The organism is Allobosea sp. BK604 (assembly GCF_004341515.1).
GTDB lineage: Bacteria > Pseudomonadota > Alphaproteobacteria > Rhizobiales > Beijerinckiaceae > Allobosea.
Genome location: NZ_SLZF01000012.1, coordinates 230166 through 249021, shown reverse-complemented (window position 1 = coordinate 249021; position 18856 = coordinate 230166). Strand labels below are relative to the sequence as shown.

Annotated in this window: 17 protein-coding genes and 1 other RNA gene; 11 read left to right on the top strand and 7 right to left on the bottom strand. The window is 67.2% G+C overall.

Features of this window, described 5'->3' with window-relative positions:
• Positions 1-113 precede the first annotated feature (113 nt).
• From EV560_RS30925 to EV560_RS30900, 6 genes are all read right to left on the bottom strand, one after another.
• Positions 114-1094 (bottom strand): diguanylate cyclase domain-containing protein, encoded by a 981-nt coding sequence (locus EV560_RS30925; RefSeq protein WP_165923718.1) that lies wholly within the window; start codon positions 1092-1094, stop codon positions 114-116.
• A 197-nt stretch (positions 1095-1291) separates the two neighbouring features.
• Positions 1292-2524 (bottom strand): ABC transporter permease, encoded by a 1233-nt coding sequence (locus EV560_RS30920; RefSeq protein WP_131859689.1) that lies wholly within the window; start codon positions 2522-2524, stop codon positions 1292-1294.
• Positions 2521-3270, bottom strand: a complete 750-nt coding sequence (locus EV560_RS30915) for an ABC transporter ATP-binding protein (RefSeq protein ID WP_131859688.1) — start codon at positions 3268-3270, stop codon at positions 2521-2523. Before EV560_RS30915 ends, EV560_RS30920 begins: the two co-directional genes overlap by 4 nt.
• An 11-nt stretch (positions 3271-3281) precedes the next feature.
• Entirely contained in the window at positions 3282-4916 is a 1635-nt protein-coding gene (locus EV560_RS30910) for an HlyD family secretion protein (protein WP_131859687.1), read from the bottom strand.
• A gap of 155 nt (positions 4917-5071) precedes the next feature.
• Positions 5072-5860 carry an N-acetylmuramoyl-L-alanine amidase gene (locus EV560_RS30905; protein WP_131859686.1) on the bottom strand — a complete coding sequence of 263 codons (789 nt, stop codon included), beginning with the start codon at positions 5858-5860 and terminating at the stop codon, positions 5072-5074.
• Positions 5857-6603 carry a TerB family tellurite resistance protein gene (locus EV560_RS30900; RefSeq protein ID WP_131859685.1) on the bottom strand — a complete coding sequence of 249 codons (747 nt, stop codon included), beginning with the start codon at positions 6601-6603 and terminating at the stop codon, positions 5857-5859. Before EV560_RS30900 ends, EV560_RS30905 begins: the two co-directional genes overlap by 4 nt.
• Before the next feature lie 510 nt (positions 6604-7113).
• On the opposite strand from EV560_RS30900, the gene EV560_RS30895 reads away from it, so the two are divergent.
• Both EV560_RS30895 and rnpB read left to right on the top strand, forming a co-directional pair.
• Positions 7114-7608 carry a transglycosylase SLT domain-containing protein gene (locus EV560_RS30895; RefSeq protein WP_165923717.1) on the top strand — a complete coding sequence of 165 codons (495 nt, stop codon included), beginning with the start codon at positions 7114-7116 and terminating at the stop codon, positions 7606-7608.
• 53 nt (positions 7609-7661) lie between these two features.
• Positions 7662-8053: RNase P RNA component class A (rnpB, locus tag EV560_RS30890), an RNA gene on the top strand.
• 66 nt (positions 8054-8119) lie between these two features.
• Here the strand turns inward: rnpB and EV560_RS30885 are convergent.
• On the bottom strand, positions 8120-8542 hold the full coding sequence (locus EV560_RS30885) for an organic hydroperoxide resistance protein (RefSeq protein WP_131859683.1): 423 nt from the start codon (positions 8540-8542) through the stop codon (positions 8120-8122).
• A 189-nt stretch (positions 8543-8731) separates the two neighbouring features.
• Here EV560_RS30885 and EV560_RS30880 point away from each other — a divergent pair, with 189 nt between their 5' ends.
• From EV560_RS30880 to murD, 9 genes are all read left to right on the top strand, one after another.
• A complete protein-coding gene (locus EV560_RS30880) occupies positions 8732-9199 on the top strand; it encodes a MarR family winged helix-turn-helix transcriptional regulator (protein WP_131859682.1) in 468 nt (155 codons plus the stop codon).
• A gap of 352 nt (positions 9200-9551) precedes the next feature.
• Positions 9552-10031 carry a division/cell wall cluster transcriptional repressor MraZ gene (locus EV560_RS30875; protein ID WP_131859681.1) on the top strand — a complete coding sequence of 160 codons (480 nt, stop codon included), beginning with the start codon at positions 9552-9554 and terminating at the stop codon, positions 10029-10031.
• Positions 10028-11068, top strand: coding sequence for a 16S rRNA (cytosine(1402)-N(4))-methyltransferase RsmH (gene rsmH / locus EV560_RS30870; protein WP_131859680.1), 1041 nt, complete (start codon positions 10028-10030; stop codon positions 11066-11068). Before EV560_RS30875 ends, rsmH begins: the two co-directional genes overlap by 4 nt.
• Before the next feature lie 4 nt (positions 11069-11072).
• Entirely contained in the window at positions 11073-11462 is a 390-nt protein-coding gene (gene ftsL / locus EV560_RS30865) for a cell division protein FtsL (RefSeq protein ID WP_131859679.1), read from the top strand.
• Positions 11459-13225 (top strand): peptidoglycan D,D-transpeptidase FtsI family protein, encoded by a 1767-nt coding sequence (locus EV560_RS30860; protein WP_131859678.1) that lies wholly within the window; start codon positions 11459-11461, stop codon positions 13223-13225. Before ftsL ends, EV560_RS30860 begins: the two co-directional genes overlap by 4 nt.
• Before the next feature lie 20 nt (positions 13226-13245).
• Positions 13246-14700 carry a UDP-N-acetylmuramoyl-L-alanyl-D-glutamate--2,6-diaminopimelate ligase gene (locus tag EV560_RS30855; RefSeq protein ID WP_131859677.1) on the top strand — a complete coding sequence of 485 codons (1455 nt, stop codon included), beginning with the start codon at positions 13246-13248 and terminating at the stop codon, positions 14698-14700.
• On the top strand, positions 14697-16124 hold the full coding sequence (locus EV560_RS30850) for a UDP-N-acetylmuramoylalanyl-D-glutamyl-2,6-diaminopimelate--D-alanyl-D-alanine ligase (protein ID WP_131859676.1): 1428 nt from the start codon (positions 14697-14699) through the stop codon (positions 16122-16124). The genes EV560_RS30855 and EV560_RS30850 overlap by 4 nt, the downstream gene beginning before the upstream one ends.
• 18 nt (positions 16125-16142) lie before the next feature.
• Positions 16143-17225: a phospho-N-acetylmuramoyl-pentapeptide-transferase gene (gene mraY / locus EV560_RS30845; protein ID WP_131859675.1), complete on the top strand. Its 1083-nt coding sequence runs from the start codon at positions 16143-16145 to the stop codon at positions 17223-17225.
• A gap of 101 nt (positions 17226-17326) precedes the next feature.
• Positions 17327-18754 carry a UDP-N-acetylmuramoyl-L-alanine--D-glutamate ligase gene (murD, locus tag EV560_RS30840; RefSeq protein ID WP_131859674.1) on the top strand — a complete coding sequence of 476 codons (1428 nt, stop codon included), beginning with the start codon at positions 17327-17329 and terminating at the stop codon, positions 18752-18754.
• The last annotated feature ends 102 nt before the right edge of the window (positions 18755-18856 follow it).

The window sequence follows — 18856 nt, the reverse complement described above, 5'->3', positions numbered from 1 at the left end:
CCGCGCGGAGCCTAGAGCATTTCCGCGCTTCTTCGAATCGCGAAAATTCTCTATCTACTTGTTTTGACGCATTTTCTTCACGCGAACCGGTATCCACTTCGCTCGAAGATGCTCTAGATCAGCCGCAGCGCATTGCCGGCGGCGATGGCATTGCTCATCGCCTCCGCGGCCGGGGAGGCCTGCAGTGGGTCGCCGAAGACATGCAGCCGGTTCCGCCCGGCCGCCTTGGCGACGTAAAGCGCGGAATCGGCCTCGGCGAAGCATTGGTCGGGATCGATGCTGCGGCCGGGCGACAGCATGGTCGCTCCGATCGAGGCGCCGATCTCGATCTGCTGATGGTTCCACAGGATCGGCCGCGACAGGGCTGCGAGCGCCTGGCGGAGCCGATGCAGCACGTGCGGCCGGCCGGGCGCCGAGTATAGCAGCAGCGCGAATTCGTCGCCGCCGATCCGCGCGATCATCCTCGCGTCGCTCAGCACCGCCTCCAATCGCCGCGCGATCTGGCGCAGGCAGGCATCGCCGGCGGCATGGCCGTAGCGGTCGTTGACCGGTTTGAACAGGTCGAGATCGATGAGGGCGAGCAGGCCGAGGGCACGGCTGTCCGCGGGGCACCGGCGCAACTCGGACAGGTCGGCCTCGAAGGCGCGGCGATTGGCGAGGCCGGTGAGCGGGTCGCTATAGGCAAGGCGTCGCAGGCCCAGCCACATCTGCTTTTCCCGCGTGACGTCCTGCTTGGCGCCGTAGATGCAGACCGGCCGGCCATGGCTATGCGAGACATTGGCGCTGAGGCGCATCCAGCGCTCGGCTCCATCGACGGTCAGAACCCGCGCGTCGAGGGTGAAGCCCTGGCCGGTGCGGATCAGGCTGGCGCGCAGGCGCTCCATCTCTGCGCGCGAGGCGTCATGATAGAGATCGACGATCGAGGGCCGGTGCAGGGCCGAGCCGCGCGTCAGGCCGAAAATATCGTAGACGCCGTCCGTCCAGGTGAGCTGCTGGTTCGAAAGCCGACATTCCCAGGCTCCGATCCCCGCCAGCGATGCGGCCTGATCGTAGAGGCGGCGGGCTTCGGCGTCGGGCAGCGGCGTAGGGTTCAAGTCTCGCCTCATACGACAAGCGGCGGGCACAGCGCCGCCCGACGGCAATCCGACCGAGGCTAAGGGACAAATCCTTAACGAAGTTCCCGGCCCTAAATCAGTCCACCTTTTTTCCGAATTGCGGGACTCTATAAGCTTTTGTTATATCGCATTTTTTCGTGCGAACCGGAGCCCAGTTCGCTCGACAATGCTCCAGGCTACTCGCGCCTGAGCGCCTCGATCGGGTCGAGCCGGGCCGCCTGGCGAGCCGGGTAGAAGCCGAAGAAGACGCCGATCATGCCGGAGACGCCGACCGCGATCAGGATAGTCTCGATCGAGACGACCGAGGGCCAGCCGGCGATGCGGGCGATGGTGAGCGCCGCACCGATGCCGAGCGCGATGCCGACCGCCCCGCCGATCGTTGCCAGCGTCGTCGCCTCGATCAGGAACTGCGCCAGCACGTCGCGCTGGCGGGCGCCGACGGCGAGGCGCAGGCCGATCTCGCGGGTGCGCTCGGTGACCGAGACCAGCATGATGTTCATGATGCCGATACCGCCCACCAGCAACGAGACGCCGGCCACCGCGGCGAGCAGCCAGGACAGGGTGTTGGCGGCGGCGGTCGCGGTATTGGCGATCTCGGTGAGGTTCCGGACGATGAAATCGTCCTCCTGGTCCTCGGCAAGGCGGTGGCGCTGGCGCAGCAGCGCATTGACCTGCTCGATGCCGGGATTGATCGCCTCCTCGCTGGCAAACTTGACCATGATGGTCTGCACCGAGCGATCGCGGGCATAGTTGCGGCCGACGATGCGGCGCCTCCCGGTGTCGAGCGGCACGAAGATGACGTCGTCCTGGTCCTGACCCAGCGCCGACTGGCCCTTGGGCGCCATCACGCCGATGACCTTGAAGGGCACGTTGCGGATGCGGAACTGCTGGTCGAGCGGGTTCTGCTCGCCGAAGAGGTTGCGTGCCACGGTCTGGCCGATGATCGCGACGATCTCGCCGCGGCGCAGTTCTTCCGGCTCGAACAGCCGGCCCTCGCCGACATCCCATTCGCGGGCGGTGAAGAAATCGAGATCGGTCGCGGTGATCTGCGTCGACCAGTTGGTGCCGCCATAGACGGCCTGTGCGCGGGTGGTGATCACCGGGGCGGCAGCGAGCACGTTCTCGACCTCGTTGACGACGGCGCGGGCGTCCTCGTCGGTCAGGGTCGAGGATGCGCCTGCGCCCAGCCGGACGCCGCCCTGGGTGACGTTGCCGGACTGGATGATGGCGAGATTGGCGCCGAGCGACTTGATCTGACCAGTAACACGCTCGCGTGCGCCGGAGCCGATCGCGACCATGGCGATGACGGCGGCGACGCCGATGATGATGCCGAGCATGGTCAGCGCCGAGCGCAGGGCATTGGCGCCGATGGCGGAGAGGGCCGAGCGGATGGCTTCCCAGATGCTCATTCGGCGGCCTCGGGGAGCTGATGCGACAGGTCGAGCGCGCTGAGCGCGGCGCGCGCATCTGCGGGTTCCTGGCGCTGGTCGGACAGCAGGTGGCCGTCGCGGAAGCGGATGACGCGGCGGGCGTGGCGCGCGACCTCGGCATCATGCGTGACCAGCACGACGGTGACGCCCTCGCGGTTGAGGTCCTGGAAGAGGCCGAGGATCTCGAGCGCGGTGCGGCTGTCGAGCGCGCCGGTCGGCTCGTCGGCGAGGAGCAGGCGCGGTTCGTTGACGAGCGCGCGGGCAATGGCGACGCGCTGCTGCTGGCCGCCGGAGAGCTGCATCGGACGGTGATGGGCGCGCTCGGCGAGGCCGACGCGGGCCAGCGCCCGCAGCGCGCGCTCACGCCGGGACTTGCCGTCGATGCCGGCATAGACCATCGGCAGCTCAACATTGGCACAGGCATCGACCCGCGGCAGCAGGTTGAACTGCTGGAAGACGAAGCCGAGCTTGCGGTTGCGCAGCTCCGCCAAGCCATCGCTGGAGAGCGTCTCGACCGCGACGCCGTCGAGAACGTAATGGCCTCCGGTCGGCCGGTCGAGGCAGCCGATCAGGTTCATGAAGGTCGACTTGCCCGAGCCGGACGGACCCATCACGGCGACGAGATCGCCGCTTTCGATCTCGAGCGAGACGCGGTCGAGCGCCGTGACGCGGCCGGAATCGAGATCGTAGACCCGGCTGAGCTCCCTTGCTTCGATCAGGGCCATCGGCCAGGCCTTCAGAACAGGCGCGGGCCGCGCACCGGCGGGCGGCCGGCGGGCTGCTCGGACGCTGCCGCGGTGCGCGGGCCGCCGCCGACAACGACCTGCGCACCTTCCTTGAGATCGCCGGCGACGATCTCCGTGAAGGCGCCGTCGGTCGGGCCGAGCATGACCTGGACGAGCTTGGGCTGGCCGTCACCATCGAGCACATAGACGCGGCCGGGCGCGCCCTGCTGCGGCGAAGGCCGGCCTTCCTGCGTGATCGCAAGGAATTTGGCGCGGCGCTCCGGATCGAGCGCAGCGGCGATCTTCGCCTGCATCTCGGTGCGGGCGGCGCGGAAGGCGGCGCGGCGTTCCTCGTCGGAGAGGCCGGTCATGGCCTCGCGTCCGGCTGCCCGGCGTTCCTGCAGGATGGCGGTGATGGCCTGCTTCTGGTCCGGCGTCGGCTGAACCTCGGTCTCGATGCGCTCGCGCAGCGCAGCCATGGCGCGTTGGCCGTTGCGGGCTCCGCCGGGGGCTGCGGCGGAAGGGGACGGCGCGGCGAGCGGGGCGGCGGTGCTGCCGCTCGGGCGGTAGCGCAGGGCGGCGTTGGCGACGCGCAACGCATCCTGGCGGTCCTCGGTGACGACCTGGAGATTGGCGGTCATGCCCGGCAACAGCGCCATGTCGCGGTTCTCGACCCGGACGACGCCGGTATAGGTCACGACATTCGAGATGGTCTGCGCGCCGAGGCGCACCATCAGGACGCGGCCCTCGAACGTGCGGTTCGGATAGGCGTTGACAGTGAAGCTGACCGACTGGCCGGGCTTCAGCCGTCCGACATCGGCCTCGTCGATATTGGCGTAAATGTCGATCTCGTGCAGATCCTGGGCGATCTGGAAGAGCTCCGGCGCCGAGAGCGAGGCGGCGACCGTCTGGCCGAGATTGACCTGGCGCTGCACCACGACGCCGTCGACCGGCGAGCGGATATCGGTGCGGCCGAGATCGATCATGATGTCGCTCAGCTTGGCGTCGCGGCTCTGGATCAGCGCCTCGCCGGACTGCACCTGTCCTTCGGCAAGGACGATGTCGGCATCGAGCCCGCCGAGCTCGGCTTTGGCCGAGGCGAGCTGCGCCTCGTTGGAGGCGAGCGACGCGGTCTGGATGTCGACCTGGGTGCGAGCCGAGTCATAGGCCTGCTGAGCGCCGGCGCCGCGGTTATAGAGCTCGCTCTGGCGGTCGAACGTGCGCTTGGCGTCGGCGAGCTGGGCCGCGGTGCGGTCGCGCTGCGCTTCCAGGTCCTTGATCGTCGAATTCGCCTTGACGCGCGCGGTCTTGGCACGGTCGAGCTGGGCGCGCTTCACCACCAGATCGGCCTTGGACTGGGCGAGATCGGCGGCAGCGGCGTCGCGGCGGGTCTTGATCTGGTCGCTGTTGAGGCGCGCGACGATCTGCCCGGCCTTCACCTGCGAATTATAATCGGCGAGGATTTCGACGATCTGGCCGGATAGCATCGAGCCGACGACGACGGTGGTCACCGGGGTCAAGGTGCCGGTCGCGCGCACGGCGGCGGTGATCTGGCCGCGATCGACCGGCGTGGTGCGATAGGCGACGTCGCTGGCGGCTCCGCCGGTCGGCCGGAAGGTCCAGTATGCGCCTGCGGCGGCAGCCACTCCTAGTCCGGCTACGATCACCCATTTACGCAAGATCAGCTCCCCTCGCGGCCCTTCGGGCCGCACGATCCCATGCCGCAGACCATGCCAGAATCGCGGGATTTAGGCGAGTTAACTTCCTGCAATGCGACGGAGAGCAGCCGTTCAGGCTGCACTCAGGCCGTTCGCGAGGCCTGAGTCAGGGCGAGCAGGTCGCGCAGCGTCGTGATGGTGGAGGAATCGGCGACGCCGTCGACCTTCTCCTGTCGCCAGTGGCGCTGGAAGGCGGCGACGACCGCCTCGAGCTTCTCGTCGAAGACGCCGTCGACCGCGACGCCGTAGCCGAACATGGCGAACATCGCCTGCAGCGCCTCGACCGGCTGACCGCTCTCGCCGCGGGCGAAGAAGCGGCCGCTGCGCATCGGCGCCGGCTCGACCCAAAGGCCGACGCCGCCTTCGGCAAAATGTCGCCAGGGAAATTTCTCGCCGGGATCGATCTTGCGGCCGGGCGCGATGTCGGAATGGGCGAGCACGCGCTCGGGCGGGATGCTCCAGCGCTCGCAAATGTCGCGGCAGAGGTTCAGCGTCGCGGCGATCTGCTCGGGCGGGAAATCGGGCAGGCCGCCGGGATGGCCGGGATTGGCGATCTCGATGCCGATCGAGCAGGAATTGATGTCGGTCTCGCCGGCCCAATGCGAGGCACCGGCATGCCAGGCGCGGCGCTCTTCCGGCACGAGCTGGAGCGTATGGCCGTTCTCGAAGACGAAATAATGCGAGGAGACCTGAGCCACCGGATTGCAGAGCCATTGCAGCGCCTGCCCGGCATCCGGCATGCCCGTATAATGCAGGATCAGCATGTCCGGGCGGCGAGCGGTGCCGCCGTCGCGGAACTTGCGCTCGCCATGGTTGGGGGAGGGGAAGACCTTGGCGGCGAAACGGCTGTCGGGCGTGACGGTCAGGCTCATGCCGGCTCGGGCAGGCGGGCGCCGAGGCCACGCTCCTTCTCGATGCGGTCCCAGGCGGCGTTGATCGCGGCGAGGCGGCGCGTGGCGATCGCAACCGCTTCCTCCGGCAGGCCGCGCGCGATCTCACGATCGGGATGGGTCTCGGCGACGAGCCGGCGATAGAGTTTGCGCAGCTCGGCATCGCTCATCTCGCGCGTCGCTCCGAGTACGAGATAGGGGTCATCGGCGCGGCGGATATGGCGGGCCTCGATGCGGGCGAAATCCGCTTCGGCGATGCCGAAGATCGTCGCGACATCGCGCAGATAGGCATGCTCGGCCTCGTGGATGGCGCCATCGGCTGCCGCGATCAGGAAGAGCCCGTCGAGCACGTCCTCGAGCAGCGGACGTTCGTCCTTGAAGGCATCGGCGATCTGCGCCGCATAGGCCTCAAAGCCGGCGCTGGTCTGCTTGGCGAGGTCGAAGAGCTTCTCGATCCGGTCCTGCTGCTCCGCCGGCACCTTGACGATGCGGCGGAAGGCCGCGATCTCGTCGCGGGTCACGACACCGTCCGAGCGCGCCATCTTGGCCGAGAGCGCGACGAGCCCGGTGGTGAAGATCAGCTCGCGCGGCGCCGGCGCGAAGGGGGCGCCTTCGCGGTCGACCAGCACATGGCCGGCCACGGCGCCGATGAGCGCGCCGAGCGGGCCGCCCAGCGCGAAGCCGATGCCGCCGCCGCCGAGCGCGCCCCAGAAAGACGAAACCATGGTTCAGGCGCCTCCCCGCCCGGTGTCGAAAACCCGGCACCGGAGGCTGCCTCGGAGGGCGCCGCGATGACCGAAGATGGAATCAGAATAAGCGGGCTGACGCGCCGAGCCAATGAGCACTCTTGCCGCAAGTGCTTCCCGAACGTGTTGCGAAGGTGGCCACATAAATTTCGCGCGAAGACCGTCCGCAGCCGAAATGCGACGGGAATGCGGCAACGTTTTGTCTTGACTCCGGCGCCGCAGAAACATTGCGGCACCGAAGTGATTCTTGCCCTAACTACATGCTTATTACATGGAGGCTAAACCTAGGTTAAATAATAAATACACGCCAATAAAGCATAGATTTATTGCACAGGCGGTCAGATTATGAACACATTTGGCGATCAATTCATTCGCCCCATCAACCGCGAATCGGACGATTGGGGTTCCCAGATCATGATATATTCAACCCGCGGCAGTGCCGTTGCGCTCCTTATTTGCCTTGCATCCTTGCAGACGGCCTGCACTGCTGTGAATGGCGAAACGGGCGCTGCTGCTCCGCTCTCGGGTGACGGCGAGAAGGTCGCTCAGGACGCCACGACGAAGACGCGCGGCAAGGGCCGGCGCCAGGCTCTTGCCGCCCCGGCCGGCTCAGAGGCGATCAGGCAGATCATCGCCCGCCACGCGGCCGCCAACGGCGTGCCGTTCTCGCTGGCCGATGCCGTGGTCCGGGTCGAGAGCCGCTACAATCCGCGCGCGTCCAATGCCGGCAATTTCGGGTTGATGCAGATCCGCCACCAGACGGCGCGGGGCCTCGGCTATAGCGGAGGGGCCGGCGGCCTGCTCGATGCCGAGACCAATGCCCGCTTCGGCATGAAATATCTGGCGCAGGCCTATCGGCTCGCCGGCGGCGATACCTGCCGCACCATCATGAAGTATCAGAGCGGCCATCTCGCCAGTCGGCTTAGTGGCGCAAATCGGGCTTATTGCGCCAAGGTCCGCACGATCTCGGCCCAGAACTCGTAAGCGACGCCTGCCGCCTTGACGTGGCGAGGGCGAGGGCTCACTTAGCCGTGTTGCCAGTCGGCCGGACGGCCGCTCCCGTTCGCGGGGGAGGAAAGTCCGGGCTCCACGGAAACACGGTGCCGGATAACGTCCGGCGGGGGCGACCCTAGGGAAAGCGCCACAGAGATCGAACCGCCTTGCGCCTCGGCGCGGGGTAAGGGTGAAAAGGTGCGGTAAGAGCGCACCGCGGACCCGGCAACGGGGACGGCATGGCAAGCCCCACCGGGAGCAAAACCGAATAGGGACGATGCTCCTCCCGCGAGGGAGGAGGGGCCGGTTTCCAGGCCCTGTCGTCCGGGTTGGTTGCTTGAGGCGCACAGCAATGTGCGTCCCAGAGGAATGGCCGTCACGTCGGGGGAGCGATCTCCCGGCCGTCCAGAACCCGGCTTACAGGCCGACTGGCACTCCATCTTCACATGCCAAACGGGCCGGGAGCGATCTCCCGGCCCGTTTGCGTTTTGGTCAGTTCGGCTCAGGCGACCTTGAGGTCGACGTCGATATTGCCGCGGGTCGCGTCCGAATACGGGCAGACGATATGGGCCTTCTGGACGAGGTCCTCGACCACCGCCTTGTCGACGCCCGGGACCGAAATGGTCAGCTTGACCGCGATGCCGAAGCCCTTGCCGTCGTCGCGCGGGCCGATGCCGACATCGGCGCTGACGCGCGCGTCATCCGGGATCTTCACCTTCTCCTTGCCGGCGACGACCTTCAGCGCACCAAGGAAGCAGGCGGAATAGCCCATCGAGAAGAGCTGCTCGGGGTTGGTGCCTTCGCCACCGCCGCCGCCGAGCTCTTTCGGCGTGTTCAGCACGAGCTTGACGTTGCCGGTGTCGGTCGCGGCCTGGCCTTCGCGGCCACCGGTGGCGGAACCATGGGCGGTATAGAGGATCTTCATGATGCGCTCCTGCGGTTTTGCCTGCGGGTCGGTGTCGGTCCGCTCGGCTGGGGTGTGGTGAACTTGCGATTGGAATATAGATAGTGCACAATCTAATTGTCAACGACATAATTTTTCGCAATGAACCCGTTGCGCCACCGGCGCGTTCGGGCCATGTGCGGGGAGGCGGTCAGAATGCGAAACGAAGCGATGACAGGGTCGGATGGTTCCAAGGCGCCGTTGCCGAAGGCGGACGAGCAGCTCTGCTTCGCCATCTATTCGGCGGGCCATGCCTTCACGAAGCTCTACCGTTCGGTGCTCGCCGATCTCGGCCTGACCTATCCGCAATATCTGGTCATGATGGTGCTGTGGGATTGTGACGGCATCACCGTGAAGGCGGTCGGCGAGCAGCTCATGCTAGATTCCGGCACGCTGACGCCACTGCTGAAGCGGATGGAAGCGGCCGGGCTGATCCGCCGCGAGCGCGACCGCGAGGACGAGCGGCAGGTCCGGCTCTTCCTGACCGAGGCGGGGAACCGGCTCGGCGACAAGGCGCGGCTCGTGCCGGAAAAGATGGCCTGTGCGATCGGCGGCTCGCCCGACGAGGCGAGGCGGCTCGTCGGCGATCTGCACCAGTTGCGCGACACGCTGCTGAAGGCGGCCGACAGCGCCGGCTGAGCCGATCAAAAATATTTTCGCGTGCCAGCCCGGCCTTTTCCGCGAAGGCCGACGGCTTCATGCATTCGAAAATGCCCAAAAGAGCGGCGCTTACGGATACTTAACCTTAACAAGCTGTGATGCGGATTGGCTCCGGCGTCACCGCGTCGGGGCATCCGATTCCGTTGACGCCCACACTGGCCCATGTTATCCCAAATCATCCCGTCGAAGCCGGCAGGCAATGTGCAGGTCAGGGTCCGTGTGCCGCGCGGATTTTGGCTCACGCCAGCGCTTTGCCCGCTTCGACGGGAGGCCCCGATCCCGCCCGTGCGGCCCTTGATCGGGGAGGGGGAGAGCAGGCCGGGAGGCGGCGTTGACGGACCGCTTCGTCTCGAATTTCACCAACCGGCTCGACGCCAAGGGGCGCGTCTCGATTCCCGCAAGCTTTCGCGCCGTCCTGCTCAAGGATGGCTACGAGGGGCTCTATGTTCACCCGGCGCTCGATCTCGAGACGCTGGATGCCGGCGGTCACGCGCTGAGGGCGACGATCGACGATATCCTCTCGCGCTTCTCGCCCTTCTCGGAGGAGTGGGAGTCATTGTCGACGGCGCTGAACGGCACATCCGAGGTGCTGAAGATCGATCCGGAGGGCCGCATCATGCTGAGCGAGACGCTGAAGGCGCATGCCGGCATCACCGATGCCGTGACCTTCGTCGGGCAGGGCCACAAGTTCCAGATCTGGGAACCGTCGCGCTTCCAGGCGCATCTGGAGGCGGCGCGCGGCCGTCTGCGCGACGTCAAGCGGGCGCTCGGCTCGCAGAATTCAGTTTCGTCGGGAGCATCGGGGACATGACGGGCCATGGCAGCCGGGATACTGGCGCCATTGGCGGACCGGCTCGTCACGTGCCGGTGCTCTTGGCGGAAGCTCTCGACGCGCTCGCGCTCAAAGCTGGCGGGCGCTATCTCGACGGCACCTTCGGTGCCGGTGGCTATGCCCGCGCGCTGCTGGAACGAGAGCCGCAGGCGACCCTGCTGGCGCTCGACCGCGACCCGACCGCCGTCGCCGGCGGGGCCGATCTCGTCGCGGCGATGGATGGGCGTCTCACGATCTCGCAGGCCCGGTTCGGCGAGCTGGCCGAGGAGGCCGAGCGCTTCAGGATGGTGCCGCTCGACGGCGTCGTGCTCGATATCGGCGTCTCCTCGATGCAGCTCGACGAGGCCGAGCGCGGCTTCTCCTTCCGCTTCGACGGGCCGCTCGACATGCGCATGGGACGGCATGGGCAAAGCGCTGCAGATCTCGTCAACGAGGGCGAGGAGGGCAGGCTCGCCGATATCTTCTACCATTATGGCGAGGAGCGGCGGTCGCGCGCCGTGGCGCGCGCGGTGGTCGAGGCCAGGCGTAAGGCGCCGCTGACGACGACGAAGCAACTCGCCGATCTCGTCGCCGGCATCGTCCGGGCCGAGCCCGGCGGAGCCCATCCGGCGACGCGGGTGTTCCAGGCGCTGCGCATCGCGGTCAACGACGAGCTCGGCGAGCTCGTCCAGGCGCTGCATGCGGCCGAAGCCGTGCTGAAGCCCGGCGGCCGGCTCGCGGTCGTGACCTTCCATTCGCTGGAAGACCGCATCGTCAAGCAGTTCTTCGCCGCGCGCTCGGGCCGGGTGCCCGCCGGCTCGCGCCATGCGCCGGCTGCCGCCGTGCCGGTCGCTACCTTCAAGCCGGTGACGAAGGGGCCGGTCGCGCCTTCCGAGGAGGAGATGCGGAGCAATCCGCGCGCCCGCTCGGCCAAGCTGCGCGCCGCCGAGCGAACAGAGGCGCCAACGCGTCCGCCGGACGCCGATCTCGTCGCGCTCGCCGAACTCCCGCAACCACAACCGCGCCGGAGACACTGACCGCATGATCAAGCTCCTGCATGTCATCGCGATCGGCGCGCTCGTCTCCTCGGCGCTCTACGCCTACACGATCAAATACGAGACGACGCTCGAGACCGAGCAGCTCCAGAAGATCAAGGCCAAGGCCCAGCGCGAGCGTGACGCCATCGCCGTGCTCAAGGCCGAGTGGCAGTTCCTGAACCGGCCGGACAGGCTGCAGGCGCTGGCCGACCGCCATCTCGATCTGCAGCCCTTCAACGTGTTGCAGACCGTGCGGGCCTCCGACCTGCCCAATCGCGGGCCAAAGGTCGACGAGATCGGCCGCAAGCTCGCCGATCTCGGGCTCGGCCTGCCGACCGAGACTCCCAAGGATCGCAAGACGCAGGGCATCACCACCCCAGGAGGCCGGCCATGAGCGCAAACACGGACGCGGTGGCCGAGGAGAACCACACCGAGGCCAAGCCGAAGCGCGGCGGGCTCGCTTTCCTGCGCGACGTCTTCCGGATGAGCGGGGAGAAGAGCCAACCGCGCGTCGGGCTCGTCATCCTCGGCTTCTCCGCCCTGTTCATCGCGATCACCGGGCGGCTGGTGATGCTGGCCACCTTGCCGAACGAGCAGGTCGGCCTGCGCCGCGCCACCTCGTCCGCGATCTCGGCGGCCCGGCCCGACATCGTCGACCGCAACGGCACTGTGCTGGCGACCGATGTGCGCTCCGTCTCCGTCTTCGCCGAGCCGCGCAATATCATCGACAAGGACGAGGCGACGGAGCTGCTGACCGCCGTCCTGCCCGATCTCGACGCCAAGGATCTGCGCGACAAGCTCAGCACCAAGAAGGGCTTCGTCTGGATCAAGCGCGAGGTCACGCCGCGCCAGCAGGCCGAGGTCTATCGCCTCGGCATTCCCGGCGTCGGCTTCGTGCCCGAGAACAAGCGCGTCTATCCGAACGGACCGGCGGCGGCGCATATCCTCGGCTTCGCCAATATCGACAATATCGGCATCGCCGGCATCGAGAAATGGATCGACTCGCAGGGGCTGCAGGACCTGAACGGGGCCGGGCTCGCGACGCAGGCCTCCGATCTCAAGCCGGTCCAGCTCTCGATCGACCTGCGCGTGCAGCACCTGCTGCGCGACGAGCTGATGAAGGGCATGGAGCGCTTCCGCGCCATCGCCGCTGCCGGCGCGGTCATGGATGTGACCACCGGCGAGATGATCGCCTCGGTCTCGCTTCCCGATTTCGACCCGAGCAACCCCGTCGATGCGCAGGACAAGGACCGGATCAACCGGATGAATGTCGGCGTCTACGAGATGGGCTCGACCTTCAAGGCGCTGACCATCGCCATGGCGCTGGATTCGGGCAAGGCCAACATCAACTCGTCCTATTCCACCGCCGGTGGCATGATGCGGTTCGGCCGCCAGGTCATCAAGGAATACCACGGCACCGGCCGGACCCTGACCGTGCCGGAGGTGTTCCTGCATTCCTCCAATATCGGCTCGATCAAGATGGCGCTGTCGGTCGGCGTCGAGGGCCACAAGGCCTTCCTGCGCAAGATGGGCCAGCTCGACCGCATGCGCACCGAGCTGCCGGAAAGTGCCGAGCCGATCGTGCCCAGGCGCTGGGGCGAGATCAACACGGCGACCATCGCCTTCGGTCACGGCCTCGCGGTGGCACCGATCCAGGCGCTGGCGGCGGTCGGAGCGCTGGTCAATGGCGGCAACTTCATCACGCCGACCTTCATCAAGCGCTCGCCGGAAGAGGCGCAGCGCCTCGGCGTGCGCGTGATCAAGCCCGAGACCTCGGAGGCGATGCGCTTCATCATGCGCCTGAACGGCGAGAAGGGCTCGGCCCGCAAGGCCGACATCCCCGGCTATTTCGTCGGTGGCAAGACCGGCACGGCCGAGAAGGTGATCAACGGCCGCTACGCCAAGAACAAGAACTTCACGACCTTCACGGCGATCGCGCCCTCGGACAAGCCGAAATACCTCTTCCTTGCGATCTATGACGAGCCTAAAGGCTATGCCGAGAGCGGCGGCTATTCGACGGCCGCCTGGAATGCCGGCGTCACCACCGGCAAGGTGATCGAACGGGCGGCCCCGATTCTGGGCCTCGCGCCACGCTTCGATCCGCCGGCCCAGCCCTTCCCGCTGATGGCGAAACTGGGCGCCTGGGGCGCGCGCTGAGCAAGGGACCTGACAAGACCATGGACGGACGCGGTTTCAGCCTGGGCCAACTCTTCCCGGGGGCGTTTCCGGACGACGCGTCACGCATGGTCACGGGCGTCACGGCCGATAGCCGCAAGGTCGCGGCGGGCGATGTCTTCGTGGCGCTGGCCGGAGCCAAGGCGGATGGCGCGCAATTCATCGCGGATGCGGTGAGCCGCGGCGCTGCCGCGATCGTCTCGGGCGATGCGCGGCCGGTGGGCGTCGATTCGGCCATCGCCTTCGCGCAGGTCGTCGAGCCGCGGCTGGCGCTTTCGCTGGCGGCGTCGCGAATCCATCCGCGCCAGCCCGGCACCATCGTCGCGGTCACCGGCACCAGCGGCAAATCCTCGGTCGCCGATTTCACCCGGCAGATCTTCTCGGCGCTCGGGCACGAGGCCGCAAGCCTCGGCACGGTTGGTATCGTCACGGCCAAGGGCGCGAAATACGGCTCGCTGACCACGCCGGACCCGCTGACGCTGCACGCATCTCTCGACGCATTGGCGGGAGATGGTGTCACCCATCTCGCGATGGAGGCATCCTCGCATGGGCTCGACCAGCACCGTCTCGACGGCGTCAGGCTGAGGGCGGGCGCCTTCCTCAATCTCGGCCGCGACCATCTCGACTATCACCCGAGTGTCGAAGCCTACCTGGCTGCGAAGATGCGGCTCTGGGAATTGCTGCCGGCCGGCATGCCGGTCGTGATCAACCGTGACGAACCCTACGCAAGGGAAGCGGCCGAGGCGGCCGCGAAAAAGCATCCGCTGATCGGCGTCGGCCGGGCCGGCGAGACACTGACGCTGCTTTCGGTCTCGCCGGAGGGCTTTTCGCAGCGGCTCAAGGTACGGGCCGAAGGGCGGGAGCTCGAAGTGCTGCTGCCGCTGGTCGGCGATTACATGGCCGGCAACGCGCTGGTCGCAGCCGGGCTCGCCATTGCCACTGGCGAGGACGCCGCCGCCTCGCTGCAGGCGATCTCCCGCCTCGAGGGCGTTCCCGGCCGGCTCGAACGGGTCGGCGAGATCAATGGCGGGCTCGTCGTCGTCGATTATGCGCATAAGCCCGACGCGCTGGCGGCGGTGCTCGGCGCGCTCAGGGCCTATGCGAGCGGGAGGCTGATCTGCGTCTTCGGCTGCGGCGGCGACCGCGACAGGGGCAAGCGCCCGGTGATGGGCGCCATCGCCGCCGAGAAGGCCGATATCGCCATCGTCACCGACGATAACCCGCGCAGCGAGGACCCGGCGACGATCCGGGCCGAGGTCATGGCCGCCTCGCCAAGACTTCGGGAAATCGGCGATCGGACGGAGGCGATCCGTAGCGCGGTCGGAATGCTCCAAGCTGGGGATTTGCTGGTCGTTGCCGGAAAAGGCCATGAAACCGGCCAGATCATAGGCGACCGGACCTTGCCCTTCTCCGACCACGAGGTGGTGAGGGCGGCCATTGCGGAGATCGAAGGATGAGCGGCGCGCCCTTGTGGACCGGAGAACAGCTTCTGCAGGCGATGGGTGCGCGGCTTGTCGGTGCGCGGCCCGCCGAGATCTCCGGCATTTCGATCGACACGCGCACGCTTGCTGCCGGCGATGCCTTCTTCGCGATCAAGGGCGAGGCCCGGGACGGGCATGAATTCGTGGCCGGCGCCCTGGAGAAGGGCACGGCGCTTGCGGTGATCGACGAGGCGCATGCGCATGTCTTCAACGGCGCCGGATCCTACGCCGTCGTCGACGATGTGCTGCGCGCGATGGAGCGGGCGGGCGTCGCGCGCCGACGCGAGTTGAACGCAGGCGTCGTCGCGGTCACCGGCTCGGTCGGCAAGACCGGCACGAAGGAGGCGCTGCGGCTCGTGCTGTCGCGCCAGGGGCAGACGCATGCGCCCGTCGCCTCCTACAACAATCACTGGGGCGTGCCGCTGACATTGTGCCGGACGCCCGCCTCGGTACGCTATGGCGTCTATGAGATCGGCATGAACGCGCCCGGCGAGATCCTGCCGCTGGCGAAGCTGGTGACGCCGGATGTCGCAATCGTCACAACGGTGCAGCCGGTGCATCTTGCCGCCTTCAAGTCGGTCGAGGGGATCGCCGAGGAGAAGGCTGCGATCTTCCAGGGGCTGAAGCCGGGCGGCACCGCGATCGTCAATGCCGATATCCCGCAGGCCGGCCTGCTCTGGAAACTGGCCGAGCAGAGCCCGGCCGGGCGGATCATCAGCTTCGGCGAACATGCCGATTCCGACGTGCGGCTGGTCTCCTGCTCTCTGAAGCCGGACATGTCGACGGTCGATGCGATCGTGCTCGGCAAGCCGGTCGCCTATCGGCTCGGCAGCCCGGGCAAGCACATCGTCCTGAATTCGCTGGCGGTTCTGGCGGCGGTCGAGGCGCTCGGCGCCGATCTTGCGCTGGCGGCCCTGGCGCTCGGCGAGCTGACGCCGCCTGTCGGCCGCGGCGCCCAGCAGGTGCTGCACGCGCCGGCCGGAAGCTTCATCCTGATCGACGAGAGCTATAACGGCAATCCGGCCTCGATGCGGGCCGCGATCGAGAATCTCGGCCGCATGCCGGTCTCCGGGCGCGGGCGCCGCATCGCCGTCCTCGGCGACATGCTCGAGCTCGGCGAGACCGGGCCTGAGCTGCACAAGGGGCTCGCCGGAGCGGTCGACGAGAACAATGTCGACCTCGTCTTTGCCTGTGGCCCACTGATGCGCGGTCTCTACGATGCCTTGCCAGCACGCCATCGCGGCGCTTATGCCGCGCAGGCGAGCGGGCTCGAGCCGCTGGTGGTGGAGGCGATCCGCGCCGGCGACGTGCTCACCATCAAGGGCTCGCTCGGCTCCCGGATGGGGCCGATCGTCAAGGCCATCACGGCCCGCTTCCCCGCGGCCGCAATCGACGAATAAGGGAAGGAATCCCGCTCAATGCTCGTCTGGCTCGCCGATTTCGCCGGCGCCTTCCCGATCCTCAACGTCTTCCGCTACATCACCTTCCGGGCCGGCGGTGCCACAGCGACCGCGCTGCTATTCGTATTCTTCTTCGGCCCGGCGGCGATCTCATGGCTGCGGATCAAGCAGGGCAAGGGCCAGCCGATCCGGACGGACGGGCCGGAATCGCATCTCGCCAAGCGCGGCACGCCGACCATGGGCGGCCTGATGATCATGTCCGGCCTGTTCGCGGCGGTGCTGCTCTGGGGCAACCTGCGCAACCCTTACGTTTGGATCGTGCTGTTCGTCACCGCGAGCTTCGGCGCGATCGGCTTCTATGACGACTACCTCAAGGTCACCAAGCAGTCGCACAAGGGCTTCTCGGGCAAGGCCAGGCTCTCGATCGAGATCGTGGTCGCTGTGATCGCCTGCTATTTCGTCATGCGCGTCGGCCCGGCCGGCATTTCGTCCGGCTTCGCACTGCCCTTCGTCAAGGAATGGGTGATCCCACTCGGCCTGCTCTTCCCGCTGGTCACGGCCTTCGTCGTGGTCGGCGCCGGCAATGCCGTCAACCTGACCGACGGGCTCGACGGGCTCGCCATCGTGCCGGTGATGATCGCAGCCGGCACCTTCGGCATGATCTCCTACCTGACCGGTAACGCGGTCTTCGCCAATTACCTCTATATCCATCACGTGCCAGGCGCCGGCGAGCTCTCGGTGGTCTGCGGCGCGGTGATCGGCGCGGGCCTCGGCTTCCTCTGGTTCAACGCGCCGCCGGCCCAGATCTTCATGGGCGATACCGGCTCGCTCGGCCTCGGTGGCCTGCTCGGCGTGATCGCGGTCGCGACCAAGAGCGAGATCGTGCTCGCCATCGTCGGCGGCCTCTTCGTCATCGAGGCCCTCTCGGTGATCATCCAGGTCGCGGTGTTCAAGCGCACCGGCAAGCGCGTCTTCCTGATGGCGCCGATCCACCATCATTTCGAGAAGCTGGGCTGGACCGAGCCGCAGGTGGTGATCCGCTTCTGGATCATCTCCGTGGTGCTGGCACTGATCGGCCTCGCCACGCTGAAGCTGCGCTGAGCGTGTTCCGCAAAAGTGGAAGCCACTTTTGCGATCACCAATTCCAAGTGAGGCATGATGTCGCCCGAAAACCGGTTCCCACTTTTCGGCATCATGCCGTCATGACCCCCATCTCCGTTTTCGCCGGGCGCAAGGTCGCCCTGTTCGGTCTCGGCGGCTCGGGTCTGGCGACGGCGCGCGCGCTGATCGCTGGAGGCGCCGAGGTCGCGGCCTGGGACGACAAGCCGGAGAGCCGCGACAAGGCGGCGGCCGAAGGCATCGGCATCGTCGATCTCGCGCAGGCCGATTGGGGCGGCTTCGCCAGCTTCATCCTCTCGCCCGGCGTGCCGCTGACGCATCCTCAGCCGCATTGGACGGTCGGCAAGGCGAAGGCGGCCAATGTCGAGATCATCGGCGATATCGAGCTGTTCTTCCGCGAGCGGGCGACACTCGCACCGAAAGCGCCGGTCATCTGCATCACCGGCACCAATGGCAAATCGACCACGACGGCCCTGATCGCCCATGTGCTGAAGAGCGCCGGTCGCGACGTCCAGATGGGCGGCAATATCGGCACCGCCGTGCTGGCGCTGGCGCCGCCGTCGGATGCGCGCATCCATGTCATCGAGTGCTCGACCTTCCAGATCGACCTGACGCCGTCGCTCGCCCCGACCGTCGGCATCCAGATGAACCTGACGCCGGATCATCTCGACCGGCACGGCACGTTCGAGGCCTATGGCGCGATCAAGGAGCGGATGGTCACCTCCGCGGATATCGCCGTCGTCGGCGTCGACGACGAGCCCTCGAAGCAGATGGCGCGCCGCCGCGCGGCGTCCGGCAAGCCGCTTGTCAGGATCAGCGGCGAGCAGCCGCTCGATGCCGGCGTCTTCGCCGGTGTCACCGCCAACCAGGGCAAGCTCGACACCCGCATCGTCGAGGTCAAGGACGGCAAGCCGCGCGTCGTCGCCAACCTTGCCGGAATCGGCTCGCTGCGGGGCTCGCACAATGCCCAGAATGCGGCGGCGGCTTTCGCCGCCTGCGCCGCGCTCGGCCTCACCGCGGAAGAGATCCAGGCCGGCTTCAAGAGCTATCCCGGCCTCGCCCATCGCATGGAGGAGCTCGGCCGCATCGGCCGCGTCGTCTTTATCAACGATTCCAAGGCGACCAACGCCGATTCGACCGAGAAGGCGCTGACCTCTTTCAACGGCATCTTCTGGATCCTCGGGGGCAAGGCCAAGGAAGGCGGCATCGAGAGCCTCCGGCGCTATTTCCGCAACATCGCCAAGGCCTATCTGATCGGTGCGGCGAGCGACGAGTTCGCCGGAACCTTCGAGGATGACGGGCGCGTCGCCTATGAGCGCAGCGGCACGCTCGATGCCGCAGTCGCTTCCGCGACGCGCGATGCCCTGGCGCAAGCGGGCGATGGCGAGATCGCGGTGCTGCTCTCGCCTGCCTGCGCTTCCTACGACCAGTTCCCGAATTTCGAGGTGCGCGGCGATCGGTTCCGTGCGCTGGTGAAGGCGCTGCCGGGGTTCGAATCGAGCCAGGCTTGAGGGCAATCGGCTCGAGTCGGAATCAATCGGTTAACCATTCATTGACAGAGTGATTCGCTGGAGCGGGCGCTCTTTATCTGCCTGCCCGGTGATGGAGCCTCG

What these genes read in the sequence shown, in the direction of transcription:
- EV560_RS30920 (WP_131859689.1), bottom strand. Translation starts at nt 2,524, where the DNA reads ATGAGCATCTGGGAAGCCATCCGCTCGGCCCTCTCCGCCATCGGCGCC.
- EV560_RS30915 (WP_131859688.1), bottom strand. Translation starts at nt 3,270, where the DNA reads ATGGCCCTGATCGAAGCAAGGGAGCTCAGCCGGGTCTACGATCTCGAT.
- EV560_RS30905 (WP_131859686.1), bottom strand. Translation starts at nt 5,860, where the DNA reads ATGAGCCTGACCGTCACGCCCGACAGCCGTTTCGCCGCCAAGGTCTTC.
- EV560_RS30900 (WP_131859685.1), bottom strand. Translation starts at nt 6,603, where the DNA reads ATGGTTTCGTCTTTCTGGGGCGCGCTCGGCGGCGGCGGCATCGGCTTC.
- EV560_RS30885 (WP_131859683.1), bottom strand. Translation starts at nt 8,542, where the DNA reads ATGAAGATCCTCTATACCGCCCATGGTTCCGCCACCGGTGGCCGCGAA.
- EV560_RS30880 (WP_131859682.1), top strand. Translation starts at nt 8,732, where the DNA reads ATGACAGGGTCGGATGGTTCCAAGGCGCCGTTGCCGAAGGCGGACGAG.
- rsmH (WP_131859680.1), top strand. Translation starts at nt 10,028, where the DNA reads ATGACGGGCCATGGCAGCCGGGATACTGGCGCCATTGGCGGACCGGCT.
- ftsL (WP_131859679.1), top strand. Translation starts at nt 11,073, where the DNA reads ATGATCAAGCTCCTGCATGTCATCGCGATCGGCGCGCTCGTCTCCTCG.
- EV560_RS30860 (WP_131859678.1), top strand. Translation starts at nt 11,459, where the DNA reads ATGAGCGCAAACACGGACGCGGTGGCCGAGGAGAACCACACCGAGGCC.
- EV560_RS30855 (WP_131859677.1), top strand. Translation starts at nt 13,246, where the DNA reads ATGGACGGACGCGGTTTCAGCCTGGGCCAACTCTTCCCGGGGGCGTTT.
- EV560_RS30850 (WP_131859676.1), top strand. Translation starts at nt 14,697, where the DNA reads ATGAGCGGCGCGCCCTTGTGGACCGGAGAACAGCTTCTGCAGGCGATG.
- mraY (WP_131859675.1), top strand. Translation starts at nt 16,143, where the DNA reads ATGCTCGTCTGGCTCGCCGATTTCGCCGGCGCCTTCCCGATCCTCAAC.
- murD (WP_131859674.1), top strand. Translation starts at nt 17,327, where the DNA reads ATGACCCCCATCTCCGTTTTCGCCGGGCGCAAGGTCGCCCTGTTCGGT.